General features: G+C 65.5%; 21 protein-coding genes and 1 pseudogene. 12 read left to right on the top strand and 10 right to left on the bottom strand.

Annotation, left to right across the window (positions count from 1 at the left end; genetic code table 11):
* Positions 1 to 205: 205 nt before the first annotated feature.
* The 6 genes from ACSFBL_RS30255 to purT form a co-directional block, all read right to left on the bottom strand.
* Positions 206 to 1,021: an ABC transporter ATP-binding protein gene (locus ACSFBL_RS30255; RefSeq protein ID WP_435519512.1), complete on the bottom strand. Its 816-nt coding sequence runs from the start codon at positions 1,019 to 1,021 to the stop codon at positions 206 to 208.
* A gap of 125 nt (positions 1,022 to 1,146) precedes the next feature.
* The gene (locus tag ACSFBL_RS30250; RefSeq protein ID WP_435519511.1) at positions 1,147 to 2,223 is read right to left on the bottom strand and encodes a branched-chain amino acid ABC transporter permease; all 1,077 of its coding nucleotides are present in this window, start codon (positions 2,221 to 2,223) and stop codon (positions 1,147 to 1,149) included.
* Positions 2,224 to 2,349: 126 nt separating this feature from the next.
* Positions 2,350 to 3,225, bottom strand: coding sequence for a branched-chain amino acid ABC transporter permease (locus ACSFBL_RS30245; RefSeq protein ID WP_435519510.1), 876 nt, complete (start codon positions 3,223 to 3,225; stop codon positions 2,350 to 2,352).
* Between the two features lie 95 nt (positions 3,226 to 3,320).
* Positions 3,321 to 4,064, bottom strand: coding sequence for a helix-turn-helix domain-containing protein (locus ACSFBL_RS30240; RefSeq protein WP_435519561.1), 744 nt, complete (start codon positions 4,062 to 4,064; stop codon positions 3,321 to 3,323).
* A gap of 162 nt (positions 4,065 to 4,226) precedes the next feature.
* On the bottom strand, positions 4,227 to 5,174 hold the full coding sequence (locus tag ACSFBL_RS30235; protein ID WP_435519509.1) for an alpha/beta hydrolase: 948 nt from the start codon (positions 5,172 to 5,174) through the stop codon (positions 4,227 to 4,229).
* A gap of 25 nt (positions 5,175 to 5,199) precedes the next feature.
* Positions 5,200 to 6,402 carry a formate-dependent phosphoribosylglycinamide formyltransferase gene (gene purT, locus ACSFBL_RS30230; protein ID WP_435519508.1) on the bottom strand — a complete coding sequence of 401 codons (1,203 nt, stop codon included), beginning with the start codon at positions 6,400 to 6,402 and terminating at the stop codon, positions 5,200 to 5,202.
* A 166-nt stretch (positions 6,403 to 6,568) separates the two neighbouring features.
* On the opposite strand from purT, the gene ACSFBL_RS30225 reads away from it, so the two are divergent.
* From ACSFBL_RS30225 to ACSFBL_RS30200, 6 genes and pseudogenes are all read left to right on the top strand, one after another.
* Positions 6,569 to 7,417: a 3-hydroxybutyryl-CoA dehydrogenase gene (locus tag ACSFBL_RS30225; RefSeq protein ID WP_435519507.1), complete on the top strand. Its 849-nt coding sequence runs from the start codon at positions 6,569 to 6,571 to the stop codon at positions 7,415 to 7,417.
* Positions 7,418 to 7,471: 54 nt separating this feature from the next.
* Positions 7,472 to 8,286, top strand: a pseudogene (locus ACSFBL_RS30220) (crotonase/enoyl-CoA hydratase family protein).
* A gap of 88 nt (positions 8,287 to 8,374) precedes the next feature.
* Positions 8,375 to 8,836 (top strand): MarR family winged helix-turn-helix transcriptional regulator, encoded by a 462-nt coding sequence (locus tag ACSFBL_RS30215; protein ID WP_435519506.1) that lies wholly within the window; start codon positions 8,375 to 8,377, stop codon positions 8,834 to 8,836.
* A 59-nt stretch (positions 8,837 to 8,895) separates the two neighbouring features.
* Positions 8,896 to 9,321 (top strand): organic hydroperoxide resistance protein, encoded by a 426-nt coding sequence (locus ACSFBL_RS30210; protein ID WP_435519505.1) that lies wholly within the window; start codon positions 8,896 to 8,898, stop codon positions 9,319 to 9,321.
* Positions 9,322 to 9,451: 130 nt separating this feature from the next.
* A complete protein-coding gene (locus tag ACSFBL_RS30205) occupies positions 9,452 to 10,588 on the top strand; it encodes a DUF2855 family protein (protein WP_435519504.1) in 1,137 nt (378 codons plus the stop codon).
* Between the two features lie 50 nt (positions 10,589 to 10,638).
* Complete coding sequence (locus ACSFBL_RS30200; RefSeq protein ID WP_435519503.1) at positions 10,639 to 11,685, top strand: serine/threonine protein kinase; 1,047 nt, start codon at positions 10,639 to 10,641, stop codon at positions 11,683 to 11,685.
* Between the two features lie 3 nt (positions 11,686 to 11,688).
* Here the strand turns inward: ACSFBL_RS30200 and ACSFBL_RS30195 are convergent, their stop codons facing one another.
* Complete coding sequence (locus ACSFBL_RS30195) at positions 11,689 to 12,579, bottom strand: LysR family transcriptional regulator (RefSeq protein ID WP_435519502.1); 891 nt, start codon at positions 12,577 to 12,579, stop codon at positions 11,689 to 11,691.
* Positions 12,580 to 12,685: 106 nt separating this feature from the next.
* Here ACSFBL_RS30195 and ACSFBL_RS30190 point away from each other — a divergent pair, with 106 nt between their 5' ends.
* Genes ACSFBL_RS30190 through ACSFBL_RS30180 form a run of 3 tightly spaced genes read left to right on the top strand, consistent with a single transcriptional unit; the run spans position 12,686 to position 16,599 of the window.
* Entirely contained in the window at positions 12,686 to 14,410 is a 1,725-nt protein-coding gene (locus ACSFBL_RS30190; RefSeq protein WP_435519501.1) for an acyl-CoA dehydrogenase family protein, read from the top strand.
* A gap of 45 nt (positions 14,411 to 14,455) precedes the next feature.
* Entirely contained in the window at positions 14,456 to 15,442 is a 987-nt protein-coding gene (locus tag ACSFBL_RS30185; protein WP_435519500.1) for a Bug family tripartite tricarboxylate transporter substrate binding protein, read from the top strand.
* A 17-nt stretch (positions 15,443 to 15,459) separates the two neighbouring features.
* Positions 15,460 to 16,599 (top strand): CaiB/BaiF CoA transferase family protein, encoded by a 1,140-nt coding sequence (locus tag ACSFBL_RS30180; protein WP_435519499.1) that lies wholly within the window; start codon positions 15,460 to 15,462, stop codon positions 16,597 to 16,599.
* A gap of 47 nt (positions 16,600 to 16,646) precedes the next feature.
* Here the strand turns inward: ACSFBL_RS30180 and ACSFBL_RS30175 are convergent, their stop codons facing one another.
* Both ACSFBL_RS30175 and ACSFBL_RS30170 read right to left on the bottom strand, forming a co-directional pair.
* Positions 16,647 to 17,606, bottom strand: a complete 960-nt coding sequence (locus ACSFBL_RS30175) for an OmpA family protein (protein ID WP_435519498.1) — start codon at positions 17,604 to 17,606, stop codon at positions 16,647 to 16,649.
* Positions 17,607 to 17,725: 119 nt separating this feature from the next.
* Positions 17,726 to 19,666 (bottom strand): integrin alpha, encoded by a 1,941-nt coding sequence (locus tag ACSFBL_RS30170; RefSeq protein WP_435519497.1) that lies wholly within the window; start codon positions 19,664 to 19,666, stop codon positions 17,726 to 17,728.
* A gap of 191 nt (positions 19,667 to 19,857) precedes the next feature.
* Here ACSFBL_RS30170 and ACSFBL_RS30165 point away from each other — a divergent pair, with 191 nt between their 5' ends.
* The gene (locus tag ACSFBL_RS30165; RefSeq protein ID WP_435519496.1) at positions 19,858 to 20,115 is read left to right on the top strand and encodes a hypothetical protein; all 258 of its coding nucleotides are present in this window, start codon (positions 19,858 to 19,860) and stop codon (positions 20,113 to 20,115) included.
* A 544-nt stretch (positions 20,116 to 20,659) separates the two neighbouring features.
* On the opposite strand, the gene htpG is transcribed toward ACSFBL_RS30165, so the two are convergent.
* On the bottom strand, positions 20,660 to 22,702 hold the full coding sequence (gene htpG, locus ACSFBL_RS30160; RefSeq protein ID WP_435519495.1) for a molecular chaperone HtpG: 2,043 nt from the start codon (positions 22,700 to 22,702) through the stop codon (positions 20,660 to 20,662).
* Positions 22,703 to 22,984: 282 nt separating this feature from the next.
* Between htpG and ACSFBL_RS30155 the strand changes: the two genes are divergently transcribed.
* Both ACSFBL_RS30155 and ACSFBL_RS30150 read left to right on the top strand, forming a co-directional pair.
* Positions 22,985 to 23,638, top strand: a complete 654-nt coding sequence (locus ACSFBL_RS30155) for a hypothetical protein (protein ID WP_435519494.1) — start codon at positions 22,985 to 22,987, stop codon at positions 23,636 to 23,638.
* 25 nt (positions 23,639 to 23,663) lie between these two features.
* Positions 23,664 to 24,302: a hypothetical protein gene (locus ACSFBL_RS30150; protein ID WP_435519493.1), complete on the top strand. Its 639-nt coding sequence runs from the start codon at positions 23,664 to 23,666 to the stop codon at positions 24,300 to 24,302.
* Positions 24,303 to 24,323 lie beyond the last annotated feature (21 nt).

Raw genomic sequence — 24,323 nt, 5'->3', positions numbered from 1 at the left:
GTGCGGGCTGTGCAACCCCTCTGCGCCGCCGAAGCGCGCAGCTTCAGGCGGAAAAAGGGCCGCGCGTGTTTGAGCGAAGCGAGTTTGCGCGGACCCCGCCTGAAGCGAGCACTGCAGGGCAGCCCGAAGGGCCGGCGCAGCGGGGTTGCACAGCCCGCACCGCCTGCCGGGCGGAACTCTTCAAGGGACAAGCAGACATCAAGCACTATGCAGCCCTCCGCAAGCTACTCACGTCATCCACAGTCCCAAGATAAGCCTCGATCACACGCAAATCAGACTGAACCTCGCGCGGCGTCCCGGTAGCCAACGCTTCCCCCATGTTCATCGCCAGCACGCGGTCAGACACTTTCGACACCAGCGACATGTCGTGCTCCACCATCAACACAGAGATGCCGAGCTCATGCTGAATGTCCTGAATCCAGAACGCCATGTCCGCCGTCTCCTCCACGTTGAGACCCGACGATGGCTCGTCGAGCAGCAGCAGCTTCGGCTCCGTGCACAACGCACGCGCCAGCTCGACCACCTTGCGCACGCCATAGGGCAACCCCGCCACCATCGAATCGCGGTGATGCTGGAGGTCCAGGAGATCGATCACCTGCTCCGCCTTCTCGCGCGCAGCGATCTCCGCCCCGCGCGTAGCCGCCGTGAAGAACACCTCGCTCCAGAAGCCCGTCTTGCGATGCGTGTGGCGCCCGATCAGCAGGTTGTGCAACACGGTCGCATGCTCGAACAACTCGATGTTCTGGAAGGTGCGCGCAATGCCCAGTGCCGCGATCTCGTGCGGTGCCTGCTCCGTCAACGCAATCGGCGAACCCTCGCCATGCCACGTGATCTCGCCCGTCGTCGGCGTGTAGATCCGGCTGATGAGGTTGAACACCGTCGTCTTGCCCGCGCCGTTCGGCCCGATCAGCGTGAACACCTCGCCGCGCCGCACATCGAAACTCACCTTGTTGACCGCGAGCACGCCACCGAAGCGCACGCTCAGGTCCTCGGCCGAAAGCAGGATGTCCGTGCGGCCCATTCAGCGCTCCCCCGTGATCCCGATGCAGCCAACCCCAGGAATCCCGCGGAACCGGCTTCGCCGGGCCGCCAGGATTGCCCCCTGAAAGGGGGTGGAGAGCGACACGAAGTGCGCGAGCCTGGGGGTCATCTCAGTCTGTCCGACTTGGTGAAGGACTTCTGGCGCTTGAACAGCCCCTTCCGATAGAACGGAAACAGCTGCAGCCACGTGCGGATCTTGAGCCACCGACCGTACAGCCCCAGCGGCTCGAACAGCACGAACGCGATCAGCACCAGCCCATACACCAGCCCCTGCAGCCCCGGCGCCTGCCCCACGACCGGCGGAAGCCAATCCTTTCCCAGCGCAATCAGCTGCGGCATGGCGATCAGGAAGATCGCACCGAGGAATGCGCCATGCACCGAGCCCAGGCCGCCGATCACCACCAGCAACAGCAGATCGATCGACTGGAGAATGCTGAACTGGTCCGGCGAGATGAAGCTCAGCTTGTGCGCATACAGCGCACCGCCCAGACCCGCGAGCGCCGCCGAGATCGCGAACGACAGCGTCTTGTAGCGCGCCAGATGGATGCCCATGCTCTGCGCCGAAATCTCCGAGTCGCGAATGGCCACGAAGGCGCGGCCCGTCGGCGAGCGCAGCAGGTTCAGGATCGCCAGCGTGCACAGCACCGCGACCAGCAGGCACACAAGATAGAAACTCTCGCTCGACCCGAGATCCAGACCCAGCAGCGTTGGCGACTTCACATGCAGCCCCGAATTGCCGCCGGTCACGCTCTCCCACCGCGCGAACACCTCCTCGACGATGAACCCGAAGGCAAGCGTCGCGATACCCAGGTAGATGCCTTTCACGCGCAAGGCCGGCAGCGCCACCACCACGCCCACCGCGGCCGACAGCGCCGCAGCCGCCATCAACGCGAGCGGAAACGGCACCCCCATGTTGTTCAGCACCGCTTGCGTGTACGCCCCCGTGCCAAGAAAGGCCGCATGCCCGATCGAGAACTGCCCCGTGAACCCCGCCAGCAGCATCAGCCCGAGCCCGACGATGCCGTAGATCAGCACGAAGGTCAGCTGCGCCAACCAGTATTCCGGCAGCGCCCACGGCGCCACGATCAACGCCGCGCCCAGCAGGCTGTACCAGAACACATGCCCGCCGTGCCTGGCGAGATCGATGTCCTGCGCATAGCTGGTCTTAAAGATGTAGCGCATGTCAGCTTTCCACCAGGACGTCAGCGCGGGCGATTCCAGAAACCCCGCGGAACCGGCTTCGCCGGGCCGCCGGGGTTGCCCCCTGCAAGGGGGTGGAGAGCGACACGCAGTGCGCGAGCCTGGGGGTCATACCTTCTTCCGCAGCTTCTCGCCAAACAGACCGTTGGGCTTCACCATCAGCATCACCAGCACCACGATGTACGGAGCCGTGTCCTTGAAGCCGTCCGGCAGATAGAAACCCGCGAACGATTCGACGATGCCGATGACCAGCCCGCCGACGATCGCCCCCGGCAGGCTGCCGAAGCCGCCGACGACCGCCGCCGGAAAGGCCTTGAGCCCGATGAAGCCCATGTTCGCGTGCACGAAGGTGATCGGCGCCAACAGCATCCCGGCGATGGCCGCGACCGCCGCAGCCAGTCCCCACACCAGCCCGTTCAGCCGCTTCACCGGTATGCCCATGTAGTAGGCGGCAAGCTGGTTCTGCGACGAGGCCTGCATCGCGATCCCGAGCTTGCTGTAGCGGAACATCGCGAACAGCAGGCCGCACAGCGCCGCCGTCGACACGATGATCGCCATCTGTTCCACGTTGACGACGAGTTCGCCCACCTTCCAGATCTGGTCCTTGTACGGCACCGGCAACGCGTGCGTCTCGGTGCCGATGGCGGGGATCATCGTGATGAGTCCGCGCGCCACGTAGCCGATGCCGATGGTCAGCATCACGATCGAGAACTGCGGCTGCCCGAGGATCGGACGGATCACGACCAGTTCGACCAGCACGCCGAAGGCCACCATCGCCGCGATCGCCAGCAGCGCGGCCAGCCAGAACGGCAAACCGAACAACGACATGCCGGCAAACGCGCAGAAGGCCCCGAGCATCATGAGTTCGCCCTGCGCGAAGCTCACCGTTTCGGTGGCCTTGTAGATCAGCACGAACCCCAGGGCGATCAGGCCGTAGATGCAGCCTTGTGCGATGCCTGAGAGCAGGAGCTGAAGGATTTGCAAAGGGAGGTCTCGTGCGGGTTTCGCGGTTTATAGCGGCGAGCGCCGCGCGCGACGCAGAGGGTTCACCCGCATCCCGGAGCGCGCGGCCCCGCGTCTCATTGATGCACCGCGAGTCGCCGCGAGCCGGCGAGGATGTCGCTCGGTCGCAAGCCGTAGACCTGCCGGATCGAATGGCTGAAGTGGGTCGAGTCGGGGTAGCCGGTGTCGAGCGCGATATCGGTCAGCGTGGCGCTTTGCCGCACGTACCGCAGCAGGCTGCGCGCACGCTTCCAGGCGCGGAAGGCGCGGAAGGGCACGCCGGTCTCCTGCTTGAAGAGATGCAGGAAGCGCGAGAACGACAGCTTGACCGCGGCTGCGCATTCCTCGGCCGAAGTCGGCGAGGCCGGGTCGGCGTTGATGCGGTCGACCACGGCACGGATGCGCGGGTCGAGCGGACGCGGCGCCAGCGGCCGGGCGAAGAAGAGCGTGTCGAAGTCGAAGCCGTCGAAGCTCTCGCGGCCGGAAGCCTCGAGCAGGCGCGCATGCGCATCGCGCACGCGACGGACGAACTGCGGCGCTTCCACCGGTCCGCAATGCTGCAGGAAGTCCGGCAGCAGTGCAGGGTCGACCGATTCCGATTCGACGAGAAGGTTGAGGATCAGCCGCTGGTCGGTCGCGACCTGGTGCGGCACCTGCGGCGGCACCACCAGCAGCTCCCCGCTCTGCCATGCACCACCGCCAAGGCGGATGCGCAGCGGCGCGCCCGTGGGCGACACGTAGACGCCATGGCCGCCCAGGCTGCGTTCCGCCGCCGCGCCGAGAAGCCCTGCATAGAACACGCGCTGTGTCGTGATCCACATGAGGCGCTCGCCCTGGCTGCCGCGCGCCGCGTCCGTCGGTTGTCTGGTCACCAGGATGCCCTTTCCTCCGCACTGCCACGGCGGGCCCGATGGCCGCCGTCGGTTCGAAGGATCGTAGCGGCGCAAACCGGCGCGGCGACGTCGGTGGCGCGGGGACTTACCCTATGCGCGCGGATTCAGCGCACGGCGGAGTTCGCCCGCGCAGAGGGACACCGCGGCATTGGCCTCGTCGAGCAGGCGACCCATGGTGATGAAGCCGTGGATCTGGCGCTCGAAGCAGACGTAGGTGGCGCGGTTGCCCGCCTCGGTCAGGGCGCGCGCGTAGTCGAGGCCCTCGTCGCGCAGCGGGTCGTAGCCGGCGGTGAGCACCAATGCGGGCGGCAGGCCCGCCAGGTTCCCGTGCAGCAGGGGCGAGGCGCGCCAGTCGAGGTCGTGCGCCGGGTCGGCGATGTAGTGGTCGTGGAAGTAGCTGATCGTGTCCTTCGTCAGCACGTAGCCCTGGCCGTTGATGGTGTGCGAGGGATGGCCGCGGCGCATGTCCGTCGCTGGATAGATCAGGAGCTGGAAGGCGATGGGCAGGTCGCCGGCATCGCGCGCGGCGATGGCGACGACCGCCGCGAGATTGCCGCCCGCGCTGTCGCCGCCGACGGCCAGCCGGCTGGCGTCGACACCGAGCGAGGCGGCCTCGTTGCGCACCCAGCGCGTCGCGGCGAGCGCGTCGTCCACGGCCGCGGGGAAACGATGCTCCGGGCCCATGCGGTAGTCCACCGCCACCACCGCGCAGCCGGACAGGTTGGACAGCTCCCGGCAGAGCGTGTCGTGCGTGTCGAGGTCGCCGATGGTCCAGCCGCCGCCGTGGTAGTAGACGAGCACCGGCAGCGCCGTCGACGCATTCGAGCCCAGCGGCCGGTAGAGCCGCATCGGAATGGGGCCATGCGGGCCTGGCGCGCTCAGCTCGCGCACCTCGGCCACTTCACCGGGATCGGGCTGCGTGATCGCACGCCGCTCGCGATAGAACTTGCGCGCGTCCGTGTGCGACAGCGTGTGGGTGGGCGGCACGCCGCGCTGGACGAGCAGATCGATGAACGCCTGGGCTTGTGGATGCAGCATGGAACACTCCGGGAGGGTTGAAGGATCAGGCCTTGCGCGGCTTGACGCGGGACGCCGCTTCCTTGGCGTTGCGGCGTGCGCTGTCGATGTCGGCGGCATGCGCCAGCGCCACGCCCATACGACGCTTGACGAAGCTTTCGGGCTTGCCGAAGAGCCGGACGTCGACGCCCGGCACGGCGAGCGCCTGCGCCACGCCGTCGAAGGCGATGCCGGTGGCGTCGACGCCGCCGTAGATGACGGCGCTGGCGCCCGGGCTCTTGAGCGTGGTGTCAACCGGCAGGCCGAGGATGGCGCGCGCATGCAGTTCGAATTCGTTCTGCCACTGCGTCGCCATCGTCACCATGCCGGTGTCGTGGGGCCGCGGGCTGACTTCGCTGAACCAGACCTGGTCGCCCTTGACGAACAGCTCCACGCCGAAGAGGCCTTGTCCGCCGAGGTCCGCCGTCACGGCCTGCGCGATCTCCCGCGCCTTCTGCAGCGCGGCCGGCGCCATCGGATGCGGCTGCCAGCTTTCGACGTAGTCGCCGCTCACCTGCACGTGGCCGATAGGGTCGCAAAAATGCGTCTGCACCGCGCCGGCGCCGTCGAGCGCGCGCACGGTCAGGAGCGTGATCTCGTAGTCGAAGTCGATGAAGCCCTCGACGATCACCCGGCCGTGGCTGACGCGGCCGCCGGCCATGGCGTAGTCCCAGGCCTTCTGCACGTCGGCGGGGCCGTCGATCTTGCTCTGGCCCTTGCCGGAGCTGCTCATCACGGGCTTGACGATGCAGGGGTAGCCAATGCCGCCGTCGATGGCCGCCTGCAGTTCGGCCAGGGAGTCGCAGAACTTGTAGGGGCTGGTCGGCACGCCCAGCGTCTCGGCAGCGAGGCGGCGGATGCCTTCGCGGTCCATGGTGAGGCGCGCCGCGCGGGCGGTCGGGATCACGCGCACCACGCCGGCCTCTTCGAGCTCCTGCAGCATGGGCGTGGCGATGGCCTCGATCTCGGGAACGACGAGTTGGGGCTTTTCGGCCTCGATCAAAGCCTTGAGCTGGGCGGGATCGCTCATGGTGATGGTGCGCGCGTGATGCGCGACCTGCTGCCCGGGCGCGTTGTCGTAGCGGTCGACGGCGATGGTCTCCACGCCCAGGCGCTGGAGAGCGATCAGCACCTCCTTGCCGAGCTCGCCGGAGCCCAGGAGCATCACGCGGGTGGCGGAAGGGGAGAGGGGGGTGCCGAGGGTGGTCATGGTGCGGTTCCGTCGCTGGGGGATCTGAACGCGGCACTTTAAATCACTCGCCTGTCACAAGCGGCAACGGTGCCGTCCGGCGGCTGTTTCACAATCTCGGGCATGGGCCGCCGGATCGCAGGCGAATCCCCTCCCCTTTCATCATTCAGTTCAAGGAGTATTTCTCATGGCTATCCAGACGGTCGGCATCATCGGCGCCGGAACGATGGGCAACGGCATTGCCCAGGCTTGCGCCGTTTCAGGCGTCAACGTGATCATGGTCGACATCGCGCAGGCCGCTGTCGACAAGGGCCTTGCCACGGTGGCAGGCAGCCTCGACAGGCTCATCAAGAAGGACAAACTCACCGTTGCCCAGAAGGACGCGGCGCTCGGGCTGATCAAGGGCTCGACGAACTACGACGACCTGAAGGGCGCGCAACTCGTCATCGAGGCCGCCACGGAGAACCACGAGCTCAAGCTGAAGATCCTCAAGCAGGTGGACGCCATGCTGCCGCCGGAGGCGATCATCGCGTCGAACACCTCGTCGATCTCGATCACGCAGCTCGCCGCGGCCACGTCGCGCGCCGACCGGTTCATCGGCATGCACTTCTTCAACCCGGTGCCGATGATGGCGCTGGTCGAGATCATCCGGGGCTACCTGACGAGCGACGCGACGCACGATGCGGTGAAGGAACTCTCGGTGAAGCTCGGCAAGTCGCCGATCACCGTGAAGAACGCGCCGGGCTTCGTGGTCAACCGCATCTTGGTGCCGATGATCAACGAGGCCTTCTTCGTGCTGGCCGAGGGCCTCGCGACGGCGGAAGACATCGACGCCGGCATGAAGCTCGGCTGCAACCAGCCGATCGGCCCGCTGGCGCTGGCCGACATGATCGGGCTCGACGTCTGCCTGGCCGTGATGGAGGTGTATCTCGAGCAGTTCGGTGACTCCAAGTACCGTCCTTGCCCGCTGCTGAAGGAGATGGTTGCCGCCGGCCAGCTCGGGCGCAAGACCGGCCGCGGAGTCTATTCCTACTGACCCCCAGGCTTGCCCACTTCGGGTGGGATCGAACGTTTTGATTTGGAGACATGAATGACTGCAGTTCCCACGACACCGCCGGCTGAAGGCTGCATCGATACACAGGTGCTCGACCATGTGCTGCTGATCGGCATCAACCGTCCCGCCAAGCGCAATGGCTGGACGCCGGCGATGTTCAGGCAGCTGGCGGAGGCGTATACGCGGCTCGACGACGATCCGGCGCTGCGGGTCGGGGTGCTGCATGCCTTCGGCGATCACTTCACGGCGGGTCTGGACCTGCCTGCGGTGACGGAATTCATGAAGCGTGGGGAGAAGGCGATTCCGCAGGGGCTCGTGGAGCCGCACGATTTCGGCTTGCGGGCTACCGTCGCCGGACGAAGCCGATGGTGGTCGCGGTCAAGGGGATCTGCTTCACGGTGGGTATCGAGCTGATGCTCGGCGCGGACATCGTGGTTGCGGCCGACAACTGCCGGTTCTCGCAGATGGAAGTGCAGCGCGGCATCATGGCCACGGGCGGCGCCACGCTGCGCATGGCCGAGCGCGCGGGCCTGGGCAACGCCATGCTGCACCTGCTGACGGCCGACGAGTTCGACAGCGCCGAGGCGTTCCGCCTGAACTTCGTTCAGAAGGTAGTGCCGGCCGGACAGGAGCTGGACGAAGCCCTGCGCATCGCGCAACGCATCGCGGCGCAGGCGCCGCTGGCGGTGGTGGCGACGCGGCTCAACGTCATGAAGGCGATCGAGCAGGGGCCGCTCGCGGCGGTGGAGGATTTCATTCCGGTGCAGCAAGGTCTTGCCAACAGCGAAGATGCGGCCGAAGGCGTGCGCTCCTTCATCGAGCGGCGTCCCGCGCGATTCAGCGGGCGTTGATTCCCCTGCGGTGCTTGGCGCCGCTTGGTCGAACACATTGCTACAAATTAAATTGCACACAATTGAATTGCCAGCTAAACTTCAGCCCATGCGCACCCCGGCCCCTCCCGCCCTTTCCATTGACGAACTGCTGCAGCTGGACAACCAGCTCTGCTTCGCGGTGTATTCGGCTTCGCTGGCCATGACCAAGCTGTACAAGCCGCTGCTCGAAAAGCTGCAGCTCACCTATCCGCAATACCTCGTGATGCTGGTGCTGTGGGAACGCGACGGCCTCATGGTGTCCGAGCTGGGTGAGCGCCTGTTCCTCGATTCGGGCACGCTGACGCCGCTGCTGAAGCGGCTGGAAGCCAATGGCCTGGTTGCGCGCATCCGCGATGTCGGCGACGAGCGCCGAGTGCACGTCAACCTCACTGCCGCTGGCCGCAAGCTCAAGGCGCGTGCGGCCAGCGTACCGGCCTGCCTGCTGGCCTCCTCCCAATGCTCCGTGGACGAACTGATGACCCTCACGCAGGAAATGCAGCGCTTGCGGGACCGCATCAAGGCCGCCTAGTTTTCCCCCCGCTTCGACGTCGAAGCACCCTTTCTCTCCAACCAACCGAAGGAACCACCATGGTCAAGAAACTCGACAAAGTGCTCTACACCGCCCAGGCCCACACCATCGGCGGCCGCGACGGCGCCGGCAAGACCAGCGACGGCGCGCTGGACGTCAAGCTCAGCCCCCCCGGCTCGGGCAAGCCGGGCACCAACCCAGAGCAACTGTTCGCGGTCGGCTATTCGGCCTGCTTCATCGGCGCGATGCGCGCCGTGGCGCCCAAGATCAACGTCAAGGTGCCTGAGGACGTCGCCGTCGACGCCAGCGTTTCGCTCGGCCCGATCGACGCCGGTGCGGCCTACGGCATCGCCGTGAAGCTGGCGATCACGCTGCCGGGCCTGGACGATGCGCAGAAGAAGCTGCTGGTCGAGACCGCCCACCAGGTTTGCCCGTACTCGAACGCCACGCGCGGCAACGTCGAGGTCGAACTCGCGATCGCCTGATCGGCGGCAAGACGCCCGACCCAGGCCCGTCAGGGCGTCGCCTAGGCGACGATCTGCCGGGCCTTTTTCATGCAACCGCCGCAGGCCTGCGCTAAGGTCTTCCGCAACACCGCAGCGCAAAGGAGCAAGCATGAGCACGACAGACCTGCTGATCCGCAAGGACGACCTCGCATCCACCCGCCTGCGCACCGCCGAGGACCTGCGGCTTTCCGACGGCCAGGTCCGGGTGCGCATCGACCGCTTCGCCCTCACCGCCAACAACATCACCTACGCCGCCTTCGGCAACGCGATGAGCTACTGGCAGTTCTACCCGACCGGCGAAGAGGGCTGGGGCGCGATTCCGGTGTGGGGCTTCGCATCGGTGGTTCTCTCGCTGCACCCCGGCGTCGCCGTCGGCGAGCGGCTCTACGGCTATTTCCCCATGGCTTCCGCGACCGTGCTGACGCCCGAGCGCCTGTCGCCCGAACGATTCACCGACGGCGCCGCGCACCGGGCGGCGCTGCCGGCGGTCTACAACCAGTATTTCCGATGCAAGTCGGATCCGCTCTACACCGCGGACACCGAAGACATCCAGGCGCTGTTGCGACCGCTCTTCATCACGTCCTGGCTGATCGACGACTTCCTCGGCGACAACGACTTCTTCGGTGCGCGGCCCGGCGCGATGCTGCTGTCGAGCGCATCGAGCAAGACGGCGTACGGCACTGCCTTCCAACTGGCGCAACGCGAAGGCATCGAAGTGATCGGACTGACTTCGGCTGCCAACAAGCCCTTCTGCGAAAGCCTGGGTTGCTATGACCGCGTGCTGGCCTATGACGAGCTCGATCGGCTTGCAGCCGACACCCCCTGCGTCTACGTGGACTTCGCAGGCAACGGCGCGCTGCGCCGGGCGATCCACACGCGGTTCATTCACCTGAAGCACAGCGCCTCCATCGGCGGCACGCACGTCGACCAGCTGGCCGCCAGCGGCTCCGGCAAGGATCTGCCTGGCCCGCGCGCGACGCTGTTCTTCGCGCCCGCGCAGATCAAGAAGCGCACGACCGAATGGGGCGCCGAAGTCTTCGAGCAACGCATGGTGCAGGCCTGGCAAGCCTTCATCGCGCGGGTGACCAACGCCGAGGCGCCATGGCTGCGTGTCGAACACCATGACGGCGATGCGGCTGTGCAAGCGGCCTACGCCGAAGTATTGGCCGGGCACGGGGATCCGCGCACCGGACACATCCTTTCGCTCGCGGCATCGACTGCCGAAGCAGCACAAAGGCGCTCTTGAGCCTGGGTTGATGCGTCACGGGCACCGGCAGCGTCGACAATGTCGCTGTGGTGCCTTCCAATTCCCCTCCCCCTGATGCGGCCTCGGCTGGACATCCCTACGAAAACCTGACGCCCGACGTGGTGCTCGACGCGCTCGCAACGCTCGGCATGCACGGCGACGGGCGGCTGACCGCGCTGAACTCCTACGAGAACCGCGTCTACCAGGTCTACCTCGAAGACCGCAGTGCCGTGGTCGTCAAGTTCTACCGGCCCGGACGCTGGAGCGATGCCGCAATCCTCGAGGAGCATGGCTTCTCGCTCGAACTTGCGGCCGCCGAAGTTCCCGCCGTGCCGCCGATCGCGGTCGAGGGGCAGACGCTGCACCGGCATGGCGGCTTCGCATTCAGCGTGAGCCCGTACCGCGGGGGGCGGGCGCCCGAACTCGACGATTTCGAAGTGCTTGAGTGGGTGGGGCGTTTTCTCGCTCGCATCCATGCCGTCGGCGCGCGAAAGCCTTTTGAAGCGCGCCCGACGCTCGACCTCCAGACTTTCGGCATCGCCTCCCGAGACTGGCTGCTGGGCCACGACATGGTGCCGCTCGACGTGCAGCGTGAATGGGAAACTGCCTGCAATGCGGCCTTCGACATGATCTCTGCCACGGCGCTTGGCAGCAATGGACAGGCTCCGGGCGACCCGGCGATGAAGAAGCTGCGGCTCCACGGCGACGTGCACCCGGGCAACATTCTCTGGACACCGACGGACCGTCCGGGTGGCGGCCCGCACTTCGTCGATCTCGACGACGCACGCACCGGCTTCGCCGTGCAGGACCTGTGGATGCTGCTCTCGGGTGACCGCGCGCAACGCACCTCCCAACTGAGCGGGTTGCTCGACGGCTACGAACAGTTCCGCGACTTCGACCGGAGCGAACTGGCGCTGATCGAGCCACTGCGCACCCTGCGCCTCATCCACTACAGCGCATGGCTTGCGCGCCGCTGGGAGGATCCGATCTTCCCGATCAATTTCCCGTGGTTCGGTTCGAGCGACTACTGGAAGGGCCAGATCCAGATGTTGCAGGACCAGTGCGAGGCGATGGAAGAAGAGCCGTTGTACGCCTGAGGCTCAATCCGTGCGCGGCCGGGCGGCCCGCACGACCTGCAGGAAGCCCTGCACGACCGCGTTCTCCGGGCCGTCGCGCCACACGCAATAGGCGTCCGAGCGCGCCACTTTCTCATCTAGCGGCCGGAACACGGCGCCGCGAAGCGCCGCGTGACGCAGGGCGCTCGGCACCAAGGCTACGCCCATGCCCTGAGAGACCAGGGACACCACCGACAGCCAATGGCGCACTTCGTGGCGCACCTCCGGGCGAAAGCCCGCTTCCGCGCAAATGGCGAGGATGCGCTCGTGATAGTCGGGCGACGCATTGCGCGAGAACAGCACGAAGGGCTCGTCGCGCAGGCTCGCCATAGCCACCGAGCGCCGGCGCGTCAGCCGGTGCCCGGCGGGCAGGCAGGCCACGAAGGGCTCCGACACGAGCAACGCGTGCTGCAGTTCCGCCGGCATCCGGCTGGTGTGCACGAAGCCGAAGTCCAGCCGATCCTGGAGCAGTTCGGTGATCTGCTCGCCCGAATTGAGTTCGGCCAGCGTGATGCGCACTGCGGGGTGCTTCGCCCGGAACTTGCGCAGCGCCTGAGGCAACCCGCGATAGAGCATGGCGCCCACAAAGCCGATCCGCAGCCGGCCGGCGGAGCCCTGGGACACATCGCGCGCTTCCAGGGCGGCCTCTTCGGCCTGCCGCAGCAGCCGTTGCGCTGACGACTGCAAGGCCTCGCCGGCGGGCGTGAGCCGTACCTCCTTGCTGTTGCGCTCGAAGAGTCGCGCGCCGACCGATTCCTCGAGCTGGCGGATGGCAACGCTCAACGGTGGCTGCGAAATCGAAAGCCGGCGTGCGGCTCGGCCGAAATGCAGTTCCTCGGCGAGCACGACGAAATAGCGAAGGTGACGCAGTTCCATGCAAGGCAGTGTTCCACGATAGTCAGATCAGATCAATCGAGACGCAATCGATATTGGACAAGGATCGTCGCGCGCTCAAAGATGCGGCTGACAAGGAGAACGAGACATGGCCCAAACCGCAGCGCCGACTGGCAACACAGCCGACCATCCCGTGCCCGACCGTCACGGTCAGAACCTCTTCACCGCCGACATCGAGCTGCACAAGCTGCTCGCGCTGTACCTGCTGCCCGACCTGCTACGGCACATGCGGCCTCACTTCGAGCGGCTCGGCGCGCTGGCCGGCGGTCCGCTCGACGAGCTTGCGCACACCGCCGACCAGAATCCGCCGACGCTGAAGCTGCGTACCCGCACCGGCATCGATGACCAGAAGGTCGTCAAGCATCCGGCCTACGTCGAGATGGAGCGCTTGGCGCTGAGCGAATTCGGCCTAGCGGCGATGTCGCACCGTGACGAGACGCTGGGGTGGAAAGGCAAGATGCCGCCGATCGTCAAGTACGTGCTGACCTACCTGTTCGTGCAGGCGGAGTTCGGTTTGTGCTGCCCGGTGTCGATGACCGATTCGCTGGCGCGCACGCTCAAGAAGTTCGGCAGTCCTGAACTCGTGGAGCGTTTTCTTCCACGCTTCCAGTCGCTGGACTTCGACACGCTGGCGCAGGGCGCGATGTTCATGACCGAGCAGGCGGCAGGCTCCGACATTGCGGCGACCGTCACGCGCGCTTCGCTGGACGATGCCGGTCATTGGCGCCTCAGCGGCGACAAGTGGTTCTGCTCCAACCCCGACGCCGACTTTGCGATGGTGCTGGCGCGCGCCGACGACGCACCTGCGGGGATGAAGGGCGTGTCGCTCTTCCTGCTCCCGAAGCGACTCGACGACGGGAGCGCCAACCACTACCGCATCCTCCGTCTCAAGGACAAGATGGGCACGCGCTCGATGGCCAGCGGCGAGATCCGTCTCGAAGGCGCGGTGGCTTACCTCGTCGGCGAGGCCGGTCGCGGGTTCCAGCAGATGGCAGACATGGTGAACAACTCGCGCCTGTCGAACGGCGTGCGCGCCGCCGGACTCATGCGTCGTGCGGTCGCGGAGGCCGAATACATCGCGAGCGAGCGCCGCGCATTCGGCAAGCGCCTCGCCGACATGCCGCTGATGCAGCGCCAGGTGCAGAAGCTGCGGCTGCCGGCCGAGCAGGCGCGCACCATGGTTTTCCAGACCGCGCTGGCGCTGGCGCGATCGGACGGCGGCGACACGGCGGCCTACCCGCTGCTGCGCATCCTCACACCGCTCATCAAGTTCCGCGCCTGCCGCGATGCCCGCAAGGTGACCGGTGATGCGATGGAAGTCCGCGGCGGTTGCGGCTACATCGAGGAATGGGCCGACCCGCGCCTGGTGCGGGATGCGCACCTGGGATCGATCTGGGAAGGCACCAGCAACATCGTGGCGCTCGACGTGATCCGCGCGGTGACGCGCGAGAACTCGCTGCCCGCACTGCAGGCGCACTTCGGCGCGCTGCTCGACGACGTGCCGCTGGCGCCGGCCTTCTCGAAGGCACTGCGTGGCGCGCTCGACAGGGCCGGCGCACTGGCGGCTCACGCCTCGGACGCCGCGAAAGACGGCGATGTCATCGCCCGACAGGCCGCATCGGCGCTGTATCACACCTGCAGCGCGATCGCGATGGCCTGGGAAGGTGCTCGCACCGGCTCGGCGCAGCGCGTCGAGTGGGCGCAACTGGTGCTGCTGCACCGCGTGCTGCCGCGCGATCCGCTGGCTGCGGACGCCATTCCCGCCCTATGGCGCCTCGCCGCGGAACCTATTCAGGCGCCCACCGCGGCCTGACGCCTGGCGAAGGCCACTCACAAGACACACATCCCGGAGACAAACATGAAACTGCTAAAGACCCTCGTCCTTGCCACCTGCATCGCGGCGGCACCGGCGCTGACCGCCCTGTCGGCATCGCACGCCCAGGCATTCCCGACCAAGCCCATCATGCTGGTCGTCCCCTTCCCGCCCGGCGGCCCCACCGACGCCATGGCGCGCACGCTCGCGGCGGAGGTCAAGGACCAACTGGGCCAGCCCGTGATCGTGGAGAACCGCGCGGGCGCCGGCGGCAACATCGGCGCGGACTATGTCGCCCGCGCCGAGGCCGACGGGCACACGTTGATGTTCGGAACCTCGGGGCCGCTGGCGATCAACGCCAGCCTCTATCGCAAGATCGGCTACGACCCGGTGAAGAGCTTCACGCCGGTCATCCAGATCGGGCATCTGCCCAACATCCTGGTCGTGAACCCGACGGTGCCCGCGAAGAACGTGCGCGAGCTCATCGTCTACGCCAAGGCCAATCCGGGCAAGCTGAGCTATGCCTCGTCGGGCAACGGCGCTTCATCGCACCTGGCGGGCGTGCTCTTCAACGGCATCGCCGGCACGGATCTGCAGCACATACCGTACAAGGGCACGGGCCCGGCGCTCAATGACCTGCTGGGCGGCCAGGTGTCGATGAGCTTCACCGACGTGCTGACCGCCCTGCGCTACGTCAAGGCCGGCAAGCTGCGCGCGCTCGGCATCGCCACCGCGGAGCGCTCGCAGGCGATGCCCGATCTGCCGACGCTCGCCGAGCAAGGGGTCACGGGCTATGACGTGAGCGTGTTCTTCGGAATCGTCGCGCCGGCCGGCACACCGCCGGCCACGGTCGCCAAGCTCAACAAGGCCTTTGCCGATGCGCTCGCCACGCCGAAGGTGAAGGCTCTCTTCGCGTCGCAAGGCCTGGAGCCTGCGCCAGACGGTTCGCCGCAGCAGCTCGGCCGCTTCATCGTTTCGGAGACCGCCAAGTGGAAGGACGTGGTGAAGAAATCCGGCGCGCAGCTCGACTGAAGCATCCAGAAAAAGCCATGACTGCCACTGTCAACACCGGCGCGCTCGCCGGCATCCGCGTACTCGACATTTCCCGCATCCTCGGCGGCCCCTACTGCGGCCAGATCCTCGGGGACCATGGCGCCGATGTCCTCAAGGTCGAACCGCCGCAGGGCGACGACACACGAACCTGGGGGCCGCCCTTCAAGGAAGGCGTGGCTTCCTACTATCACGGCCTCAACCGCAACAAGCGGACGATGGCACTCGACCTCGGAAGTGCCGAAGGGCGCGACGCGCTGCTGGCACTGGTGGCCGAGGCCGACGTGCTGATCGAGAACTTCAAGACCGGCACCATGGAACGTTGGGGCATCGGCTACGACGAGCTGTCGAAGCGCTTCCCGCGCCTCGTCTGGTGCCGCGTGTCGGGCTTCGGTGCCGATGGGCCGCTGGGTGCGCTACCTGGCTACGACGCCGCGGTGCAGGCGATGACGGGCATCATGAGCGTCAACGGCGAGGCCGATGGCGGGCCGTTGCGCGTCGGCCTGCCGGTGGTCGACATGGTCACCGGCCTGAATGCCGTGATCGGCGTACTGCTCGCGCTGCAGGAGCGTACGCGCAGCGGCCGCGGGCAGTTCGTCGAGGCGGCCCTGTATGACAGCGGCCTGTCCCTGCTCCACCCGCACGCTGCGAACTGGTTCATGGATGGTGCGATGCCCAGACGTACCGGCAATGCGCACCCCAACATCTATCCTTACGACGCGCTGGCCACGGGCACCGATCCGATCTTCGTCGCCGTGGGCAACGATCGGCAGTTCGCCAGCTTCTGCACCTGCATCGGGCAGCCATTGCTGGCGGACGATCCGCTCTACCGCACGGCGGGTGCGCGATCGATTCATCGTTCGGGGCTCAAGCAAAGGCTCGAGGCCGCTCTGGCGGAATTCGACGGCCGGACACTGGTCGAGACCTTGATGGCCGCCGGTGTGCCCGCTGCACCGGTGCTTTCGGTGGATGCGGCGCTGGAGCATCCCCACACGGCCCATCGCGGCATGGTGGTCGAGCTCGAAGGCGGCTACCGGGGGGTCGCATCGCCGATCAAGCTCAGCCGCACGCCGGCCAGCTACAGGCACGCGCCGTTGACGCCGGGCAAGGGCTTCGCCGAAACCGACGAAGCGCCTTGATGGTCCCGGCCTCAACGGCGCGCCAAGGTGATCGCTAACGCTGCTGACTACGCTGCCGCGCTTCCAGCGACGACGATTTCAACGCGACGATTCGGCGCATTGCAGTCCACCCGCGCCTGCCTGGAGCCGCTCATCGAGCAGGACACAACCGGCTCCTCGCTGCCGGCGCCTTCGATGCTGATGCGTTCGGCGGCGAGGCCTTCTTCCGACAGCACGCGAGCAACGGTGCGAGCGCGTTGCTCGGACAGAACCATGTTGCTCTGGGCCGAACCGATCGGGTCGGCGTGGCCACGCACAGTGACGCGGCTCACCGCGTTCGGCGAACGCTCGCGAACCTGCTGCGCGACCTTCCTCAGTTCCTCGCGTCCGCGCGAGGTGATCGACGCATAGTCGCTGCGCGCGAAGTCGAACAGCACGTCGGCGTTGAGCGTGAAGCTGACGGGCTCCGATTTCGCCGGCTGGGGTGCCTCTTGGCAGGCCACGATGGCGCCCGAGCGGTTGACGAAATGGCGCTGCTCGACCGCGCGCTGAAGGAGCTCCTCGGCCTCTGCGCGGCGCACCGGCGTGGGTTCACCGGTGCGGTTCTCCGACACCGCCACGAAGTAGGTCTTGCCGCCTTCCAGGTCGACCCGCGTGGCCTGCCGGGCCTTGCCCACGAATTTCGGCGCGTCGCCGATATGGGCCTCGATCGAGTAGTTGCCCGTGGGCACGCAGAAGCGCGTGAACATGTCCGACTTGAGTGCAGTGTGGAACACGCCATTGATGTACACGTGAGCGGGGTCGGTCGCGACAGCGGCACCGCTGGCGGGCTTCCTGAAGAAAACCACCTGTGCCTGCTGCGACACCACCGGCGGCACCGGGCTGTAGGCAGCGCCTTGAGGCTGCGACGCGCGCTGCGCGAACGCCGATGGCGCACTCAGCAGACACAGTACCGACAGGGCAGCGGCAGCGACGCCTTGGCCGACGCGCGTGCGCTGGGCGAGAGAAAGGAATTTGAACGATTGCATGAATATTCTCCCAACGCCCCGCCAGGGGCGTCGTTCTATTGATCTAAAAAATGAATTCTTGAGGGACGACTCTGTCGGACGCGGCAGCCATGCGGCCGCCGCGTCCGATGAGAGAGGGTTTACAGGATGGTGACGTGGACCTTGTCCTCGACCAGCAGTTCGACGGTGCCGCCGAGGTTCGTGTAGACGTTGTAGTGAACGCTACCCACCGTGGCGTCACTGCGCGTCCACTCGGAGCCTTGGAGGTCCACTTCGCCGTTGGCGCCGTTGACCTGCATCTGCACCTTGCCGTCGGCCAGCAGGTACACGGCACCGTTGTCGGTCTTTCCGTCCGTGTCGGCATTGGGCGCACCAATCATGAAGTCATCGATACCATCCCCGTTGACGTCGCCGAACGCGCGCACGCCGTTGCCCAACAGGGCATTCGTGCCCGTACCGCTGGCGCTGAGCACAAAGCCGTTCGTGCCATTCAGGTCCTTCAGGCTGAGGTCGGGAGTCCAACCCTCCTTCTTGCCGAATACGACATAGGCGCGGCCCGGCGACAATCCGTCTTCCGCTCCGTCACCCCACCCTGGCGAGCCGATGATGAAATCGCCGATGCCGTCGCCGTTGATGTCGCCGATCGATGACACCGTGTTGCTGGAGCCGAAATATGCATCGCCGTGAGCGTTGTTGCCCCAGTCAAGAATGACGTCGCCGAGATTCTCATAATTCTCGGTGCCGCTGATCTTGACGCCGAACTGGGCGTAGTCCTCGATCGACATCGTGGTGGGAAAGCCACCCTGCTGGCCGAACACCAGGTAAGCACTCCCCGCATTGGCCATGCCGTCGACCTCGTCCAACGGATAGGTGAGCAGGAAGTCCTCGTAGCCGTCGCCATTGACGTCGCCCACCGAGTTCAGATGGTCACCAAAGGATGTATTGGCATTGGCGCCCGTGTTGATGTCGGTCTCGATGATGACGATCGAATGATCGCCTTCGCCCAGGTCTTCTTCAGGGGTGAACGACCAGTTGCCGTCCTTGTCCACCTTGGCCGTGCCGATGGGCTGGCCGTTGTCCACGATGATGATCGTGGAGTCGGGTTCGCCGTCGCCCTTGAGTTCCGGACGCGCGTCATCGGTCGTGCCGCCAGCGGCGATCGGACCGGTCACGGCGCCGACGTCGTCGATAGCGCCCTCGCCGAGCTCCGGCTTGTTGGGAGCAGTCGTGTCGACGGTGAACTCGTACGGATCCGAAGGCTCGCTCTTGTTGCCGTCCTTGTCGGTCTCGATGATGACGATCGAATGATCGCCTTCGCCCAGGTCTTCTTCAGGGGTGAACGACCAGTTGCCGTCCTTGTCCACCTTGGCCGTGCCGATGGGCTGGCCGTTGTCCAAGATGATGATCGTGGAGTCGGCTTCGCCGATACCGTTGAATTCGGGGCGCGTGTCGTCGGTCTCGCCGCCCGGGGCGATCGGACCGGTCACAGCGCCGACGTCGTCGAGGGTGCCTTTGACGCTGTTGCTGATCCAGGACTTTGCAGGCAGGGCAGCGTCCTTGGCTTCGGGAAGCACATTGGCTTCGGGAACCGCGAAATTCTTCGAGCCGCCGCTGTGGGCCGTGGCCGAGATGCCGGCCGCTGCCAGGCCACCGGCAAGCAGCAGGGGCCAGAACACGAAGTTGTCGTCCTGGTCATCCGAGCCGCGTGCAATCGGATCGCCAGCCAGGGCAATCGCCGACGACTCGCCCTCGGCCAGCGAGAAGATGTCGCCTCCATCAGTACGGCCGTAGGCATAGAGCTGGCCGTCCTCGGCCATCCCATAGATGCCCGCCGGCTCCGCCAAGCCGAAATAGCCTTCGAGCACAAGGGCAGGAGAACTTTCGCCCTCGAGGGTCACGTGCAGGTCGTCGCCGACGCGCGTCAGCGTGGCGTTTTCAGGAGCGACGTCGCCCGCGTCCTTGAGCATGTACTTGACACCCGCTTGGGCCTTGATCTTCACCGGCTTGACGCCGTCGAGAGCGATCGCGTCGCCCACGTTGTTGCCGTTCTTATTGATGGAAACCACAGTCTTCTTAGCCATAAAGCACCTCTATATAAATAAAAAAAATGGGCACAGCTCGAACTACCAGGCAACAGGGCCCACAGCCGCGCAACTCAAACAGGAATCGCACAGATCGGGAGCCTGATCACCCCGGTACGCATTCCAATTAACAAGCACCCAGTAACTTTATTGAAAGAGGCAAAAAGTGGACATGAGAAAGTTCGGAGAACGTGGAGGAGCTCAAGAAAATGGGAAGTGATCAAGAAAATTCTCAGTCGACCATAGGCTGCCATCGAGGGGAGCGCCGGTTGCTGTACCGCGCACTCGGCGACAAAGCCAAGATCGACGCCATGAGCACAAGGCCTATCGAATTTCGGCACACCATTGACACGCCGATATCAAAAATGGCGCAAACCAAACATGAGAAAAATCTCAAACTCCGAAATGCGAGCGAACACCTTGAGAAAATTCCGCGGCAATTTCATTAAATTACGAATATTTGCGCCGGCCGAACCTCGAAGTGCAATGACCCCGCCAAATTGATGTCCGCAGCGGAAGCAGAAGATTGCAGGCACCGTCGACAATTCAGTGCATCAAGCATTTCGCGCGTGAATACGCGTGGCTGGCGAGTGTTCGAAGCTGCCTGCGGCAACGCGCAGGGAGCGTCCAACAACCTCAGGACTCGGCCGGCAAGCTCGGAGCTTGCAGGTATCCGCAAGGGAGTAAGGAGTTGCCGACCGAAATCTTCGAGTCGTGCAAGACTTGTCGCGACAAAGCCGCGGCGAATCGCTGAGGACGAAGTCCGTCGGCGGCGCCCTTAAAGCGCCGTGTCCACACAGCGCGTGGGTGCCACCCGGCTGCGCTCGTGGGAGTTGAAAGCGGGTATGTAGAGCGCCTTGTCGTGACGCCCTGGGCAATCGCCGCGCCCGTGTCGCTTCACGCGACGCGACGATAGGCGGTCGTTCGGAAATCTTCGCCCAGCCTGTGCAACCGACAGCTCAGGCGGATGCGGCAGTCCAGGCGGGGCTCATCTCACACAAGCAGGGCGTTGACCCGACGCACATAGGCGGCCGGATCAGCCGGCAGGCCGCCTTCTGCCAGCAAGGCCTGGTCGAACAGGATGTTCGCCAGATCGTCGAAGTGTTCCGAACCTTCCAGCTTCTTGACCAGCGGATGTTCGGCGTTCACCTCCAGCACCGGCTTCACATCCGGCGCCGGCTGGCCGGCCTGCTTCAGCATCCGCGCGAGTTGGGTACTCATGCCGCCGTCCTGCACCACGAGGCAGGCGGGGGAATCGACAAGGCGCGTGGTCACGCGAACATCCTCGGCCTTGTCCTTGAGCGCCTCCTTGAGCCGCTCCAGCAGCGGCTTGAACGACTCCGCCGCTTCCTCGGCCGCCTTCTTCTCCGCTTCGTCCTGAAGCTTGCCGAGATCGACGGCACCCTTGGCCACGCTCTGCAGCGGTGTGCCGTCCAATTCGGTCAGGTAGTTGAGTGCCCATTCATCGACGCGGTCCGTCATCAGCAGGACTTCGATGCCCTTCTTCCTGAAGATTTCGAGCTGAGGGCTGTTCTTCGCTGCAGCGAGGGTGTCGGCCGTGATGTAGTAGATCGCGTCCTGGCCCTCCTTCATGCGCGACTTGTAGTCTGCGAAGCTCACGCTGACGGTGTCGCTGGTGCTCGATGCAAAACGCAGCAGCTTCGCGATGCGATCGCGGTTGCCGAAGTCCTCGCCCAGGCCTTCCTTGAGCACGGCGCCGAACTCGGCATAGAACTTGGCGTACTTGCCGGATTCGTCGGTGTAGCCGGCTGCGGCTTCGGCCGCGGGCGTGGAGTCCGCGGCCTTCTTGTCGACGACGTCCGTCACGCCTTCGGTCGGCTCTGGCGTGGGCACGGATTCGCCCGAGCCCACGTCGATCTTGCCTTCGCTGCTCTCGCTGCCGGTCTTCTGCTTCTTCGCGAGGTCTTCCAGCATGCTCAGTACACGCTTTGTGCTCCCTTCGCGGATCGCCTTCACGTCGCGGCTTTCCTGCAGGAGCTCTCGGCTCACGTTGAGCGGCAGATCGGCGGAATCGATGACGCCCTTCACGAAGCGCAGGTAGCTCGGCAGCAGCGCCTCTGCATCGTCCATGATGAAGACGCGCTTGACGTAGAGCTTGACGCCTGCGCCCTTGTCGCGGTTCCACAGGTCCATCGGCGCCTTGGACGGGATGTAGAGGAGCTGCGTGTACTCGGTATTGCCTTCGACGCGGTTGTGGCTCCAGGCCAGCGGCGCTTCGTAGTCGTGGCTGATGTTCTTGTAGAACCCGACGTACTGTTCTTCGCTGATGTCCTTCTTGGCGCGGCTCCAGAGTGCGTTCGCCTGATTGACCGGCTCCCATTCGCCGGTCTTGACCATCGCGCCGCCCTTGTTGTCCTCGCCTTCCTTCCACTCTTCCTTCTCCATGAGGATGGGCAGGGAGATGTGGTCGGAGTACTTGCCGATGATGGACTTGAGCTTCCAGGCGTTGAGGTACTCGTCAGCGTCGTCGCGAAGATGGAGGACGACGCTGGTGCCACGCTGCGTCCGCGTGATGGTGTCGACCTCGAAATCGCCGGCGCCGCTGCTGATCCAGCGAACGCCCTCTTCCGCGGGCAGGCCCGCGCGACGCGATTCGACGGTGATCTTGTCGGCCACGATGAAGCCCGAGTAGAAGCCCACGCCGAACTGACCGATGAGCTGCGCGTCGGCTTTCTGGTCGCCCGAGAGCTTGCTCATGAACTCCTTGGTACCGCTCTTGGCGATGGTGCCGAGGTTGTCGATGGCCTCCTGCTGGCTCAGACCGATGCCGCTGTCGGTGATGGTGAGCGTCTTGGCGTCCTTGTCGAAGGAGACGCGCACGTCCAGGTTGGGCTGGTCCTCGTACAGCGCGGGCTGGTCGATGGCCTCGAAGCGCAGCTTGTCGCACGCATCCGACGCATTCGAGATCAGCTCTCTGAGGAAGATTTCCTTGTTGGAGTAGAGCGAGTGCGTGACGAGGTAGAGCAGTTGCGCGACTTCGGCCTGGAAGGGGAGTTTGGTCTTTGAGATGGTCATGACGCTGAGAGCAATCGAAGAGGAAAACGCCGCGATCGGCGAACAGAGAACTTTACAAGACGCGCGCTGGCAGAGCCATCGTGAAGGAGTTCACGCAACAGACCGCTGACGTCGCGGGACGAGGACAGTTGCAAAGTTTTACGCCGTAATTTTTTAACAAAAAGTACTCATTGAGAGTTTTCTGAGAACTATGTCCTCCGGCTTTTGTAGTCGACCTCCTACAGTTCGAGCCATCCCATCCACCCCACAGATTTTTTCTGTTTTTCTTTGCAGAAGGTTCCCATGAATAAGTTTCTCCTGGTCCCGATCGCTGCGGCTCTCATCTCGCCGCTGGCCGCACTGGCCGAGTCCAACGTGAATCTGAACACGGGAGCCAACGGTACGGCCTCCGCCCGCGTCGACTTCAAGATCACGGTCCCGCGTGTGCTCTTCTTGCAAGTCGGTACCGGCGCCGTCATGGCCGCCGGCACCACGGTCGACCTGATGGACTTCCAGGTGCCCGCGACCGGTATCGGCAGCGGCACTGCCGTGGCGGCCACCAACGGCAGCGGTGACCAGAAGGACGGCGCCGTGACGGTCCGTGTGCTGGCCAACGGCGCGAGCAACGTGCAATTGAACTCCGCGACGACCGGCTCGATGAACAACGGCGCCGGCGCCACCATCGGCTGGGATCAGATCTCGGTCGCCACGGGCACCTTGAGCGCCACGACGCCGGGCTACACCAACGGCGCCATCACGCACCCGGCCTTCAGCACCAACACGGCCAGCGGCGGCGCCGGCACCGCGACCACCCTGCAAGCGGTCAGCGGCCTGGTTCGCCAGGAAGGCAAGTGGACCTATGGCTACAAGAACCAGAACGTGGTCGCCGCAGGCACGTACGGCGGCGCCAACAACACGAACAACGGCACCGTGACGTACACCGCCACGATGCCCTGAGCGCGCGGACTTCTAGATCTTCATCATGCGGACCTGGGCGCGGCTGGCGCTGCTGGCCGGGCTTGCCGCTGCGCTCGCCCCGGTCCACGCCGAATCGAAATTCGTCAGTGGCGACAGCGGATCGCTGACGGCCACTGCGCGCCTGGACATCTCGGTCACGATTCCCCGCGTCCTGTACCTGCGCATCGGCACCGGCACCGAGTACGCCAACGCCAGCACGGTCGACATGATCAACTTCGCCGTGCCGGCCGCCTCCATCGGCAAGGGCGTGCCGGTGGCCGGCACGGGCGGCGACCTGAGTGGCGGCGCAGTCACGGTGCGGGTGATGGGCAACGGCGGCGACATCACGCTCAACTCCACCACCACCGGCCCGTTGAACAACGGCACCGCCAGCCAGCAGATCGGCTGGGACCAGATCAGCGTGGCAAGTGCCGCACTGAACGCGACCACGGCCAGCTTCAACAACGGCAGCATCACCCATCCCGGCTTCAACGCCACCGGCGGCCCTGGCACCTCCGTGCTGCTGCCGTCCACCAACAAGATGGTGCGGCAGGAAGGCAAGTGGACCTACAGCTACGCCAACAACCAGGTGGTCGCCGCAGGCACCTATGGCGGCGCTGGCGTCAACAATGGCCGAGTCACCTACACGGCCACCATGCCCTGACCTCCGGGAGACCGCGACAAT

It is taken from the genome of Variovorax glacialis, from assembly GCF_051216375.1.
GTDB lineage: Bacteria > Pseudomonadota > Gammaproteobacteria > Burkholderiales > Burkholderiaceae_C > Variovorax.
This window is presented reverse-complemented; position numbering and strand designations above follow the sequence as displayed.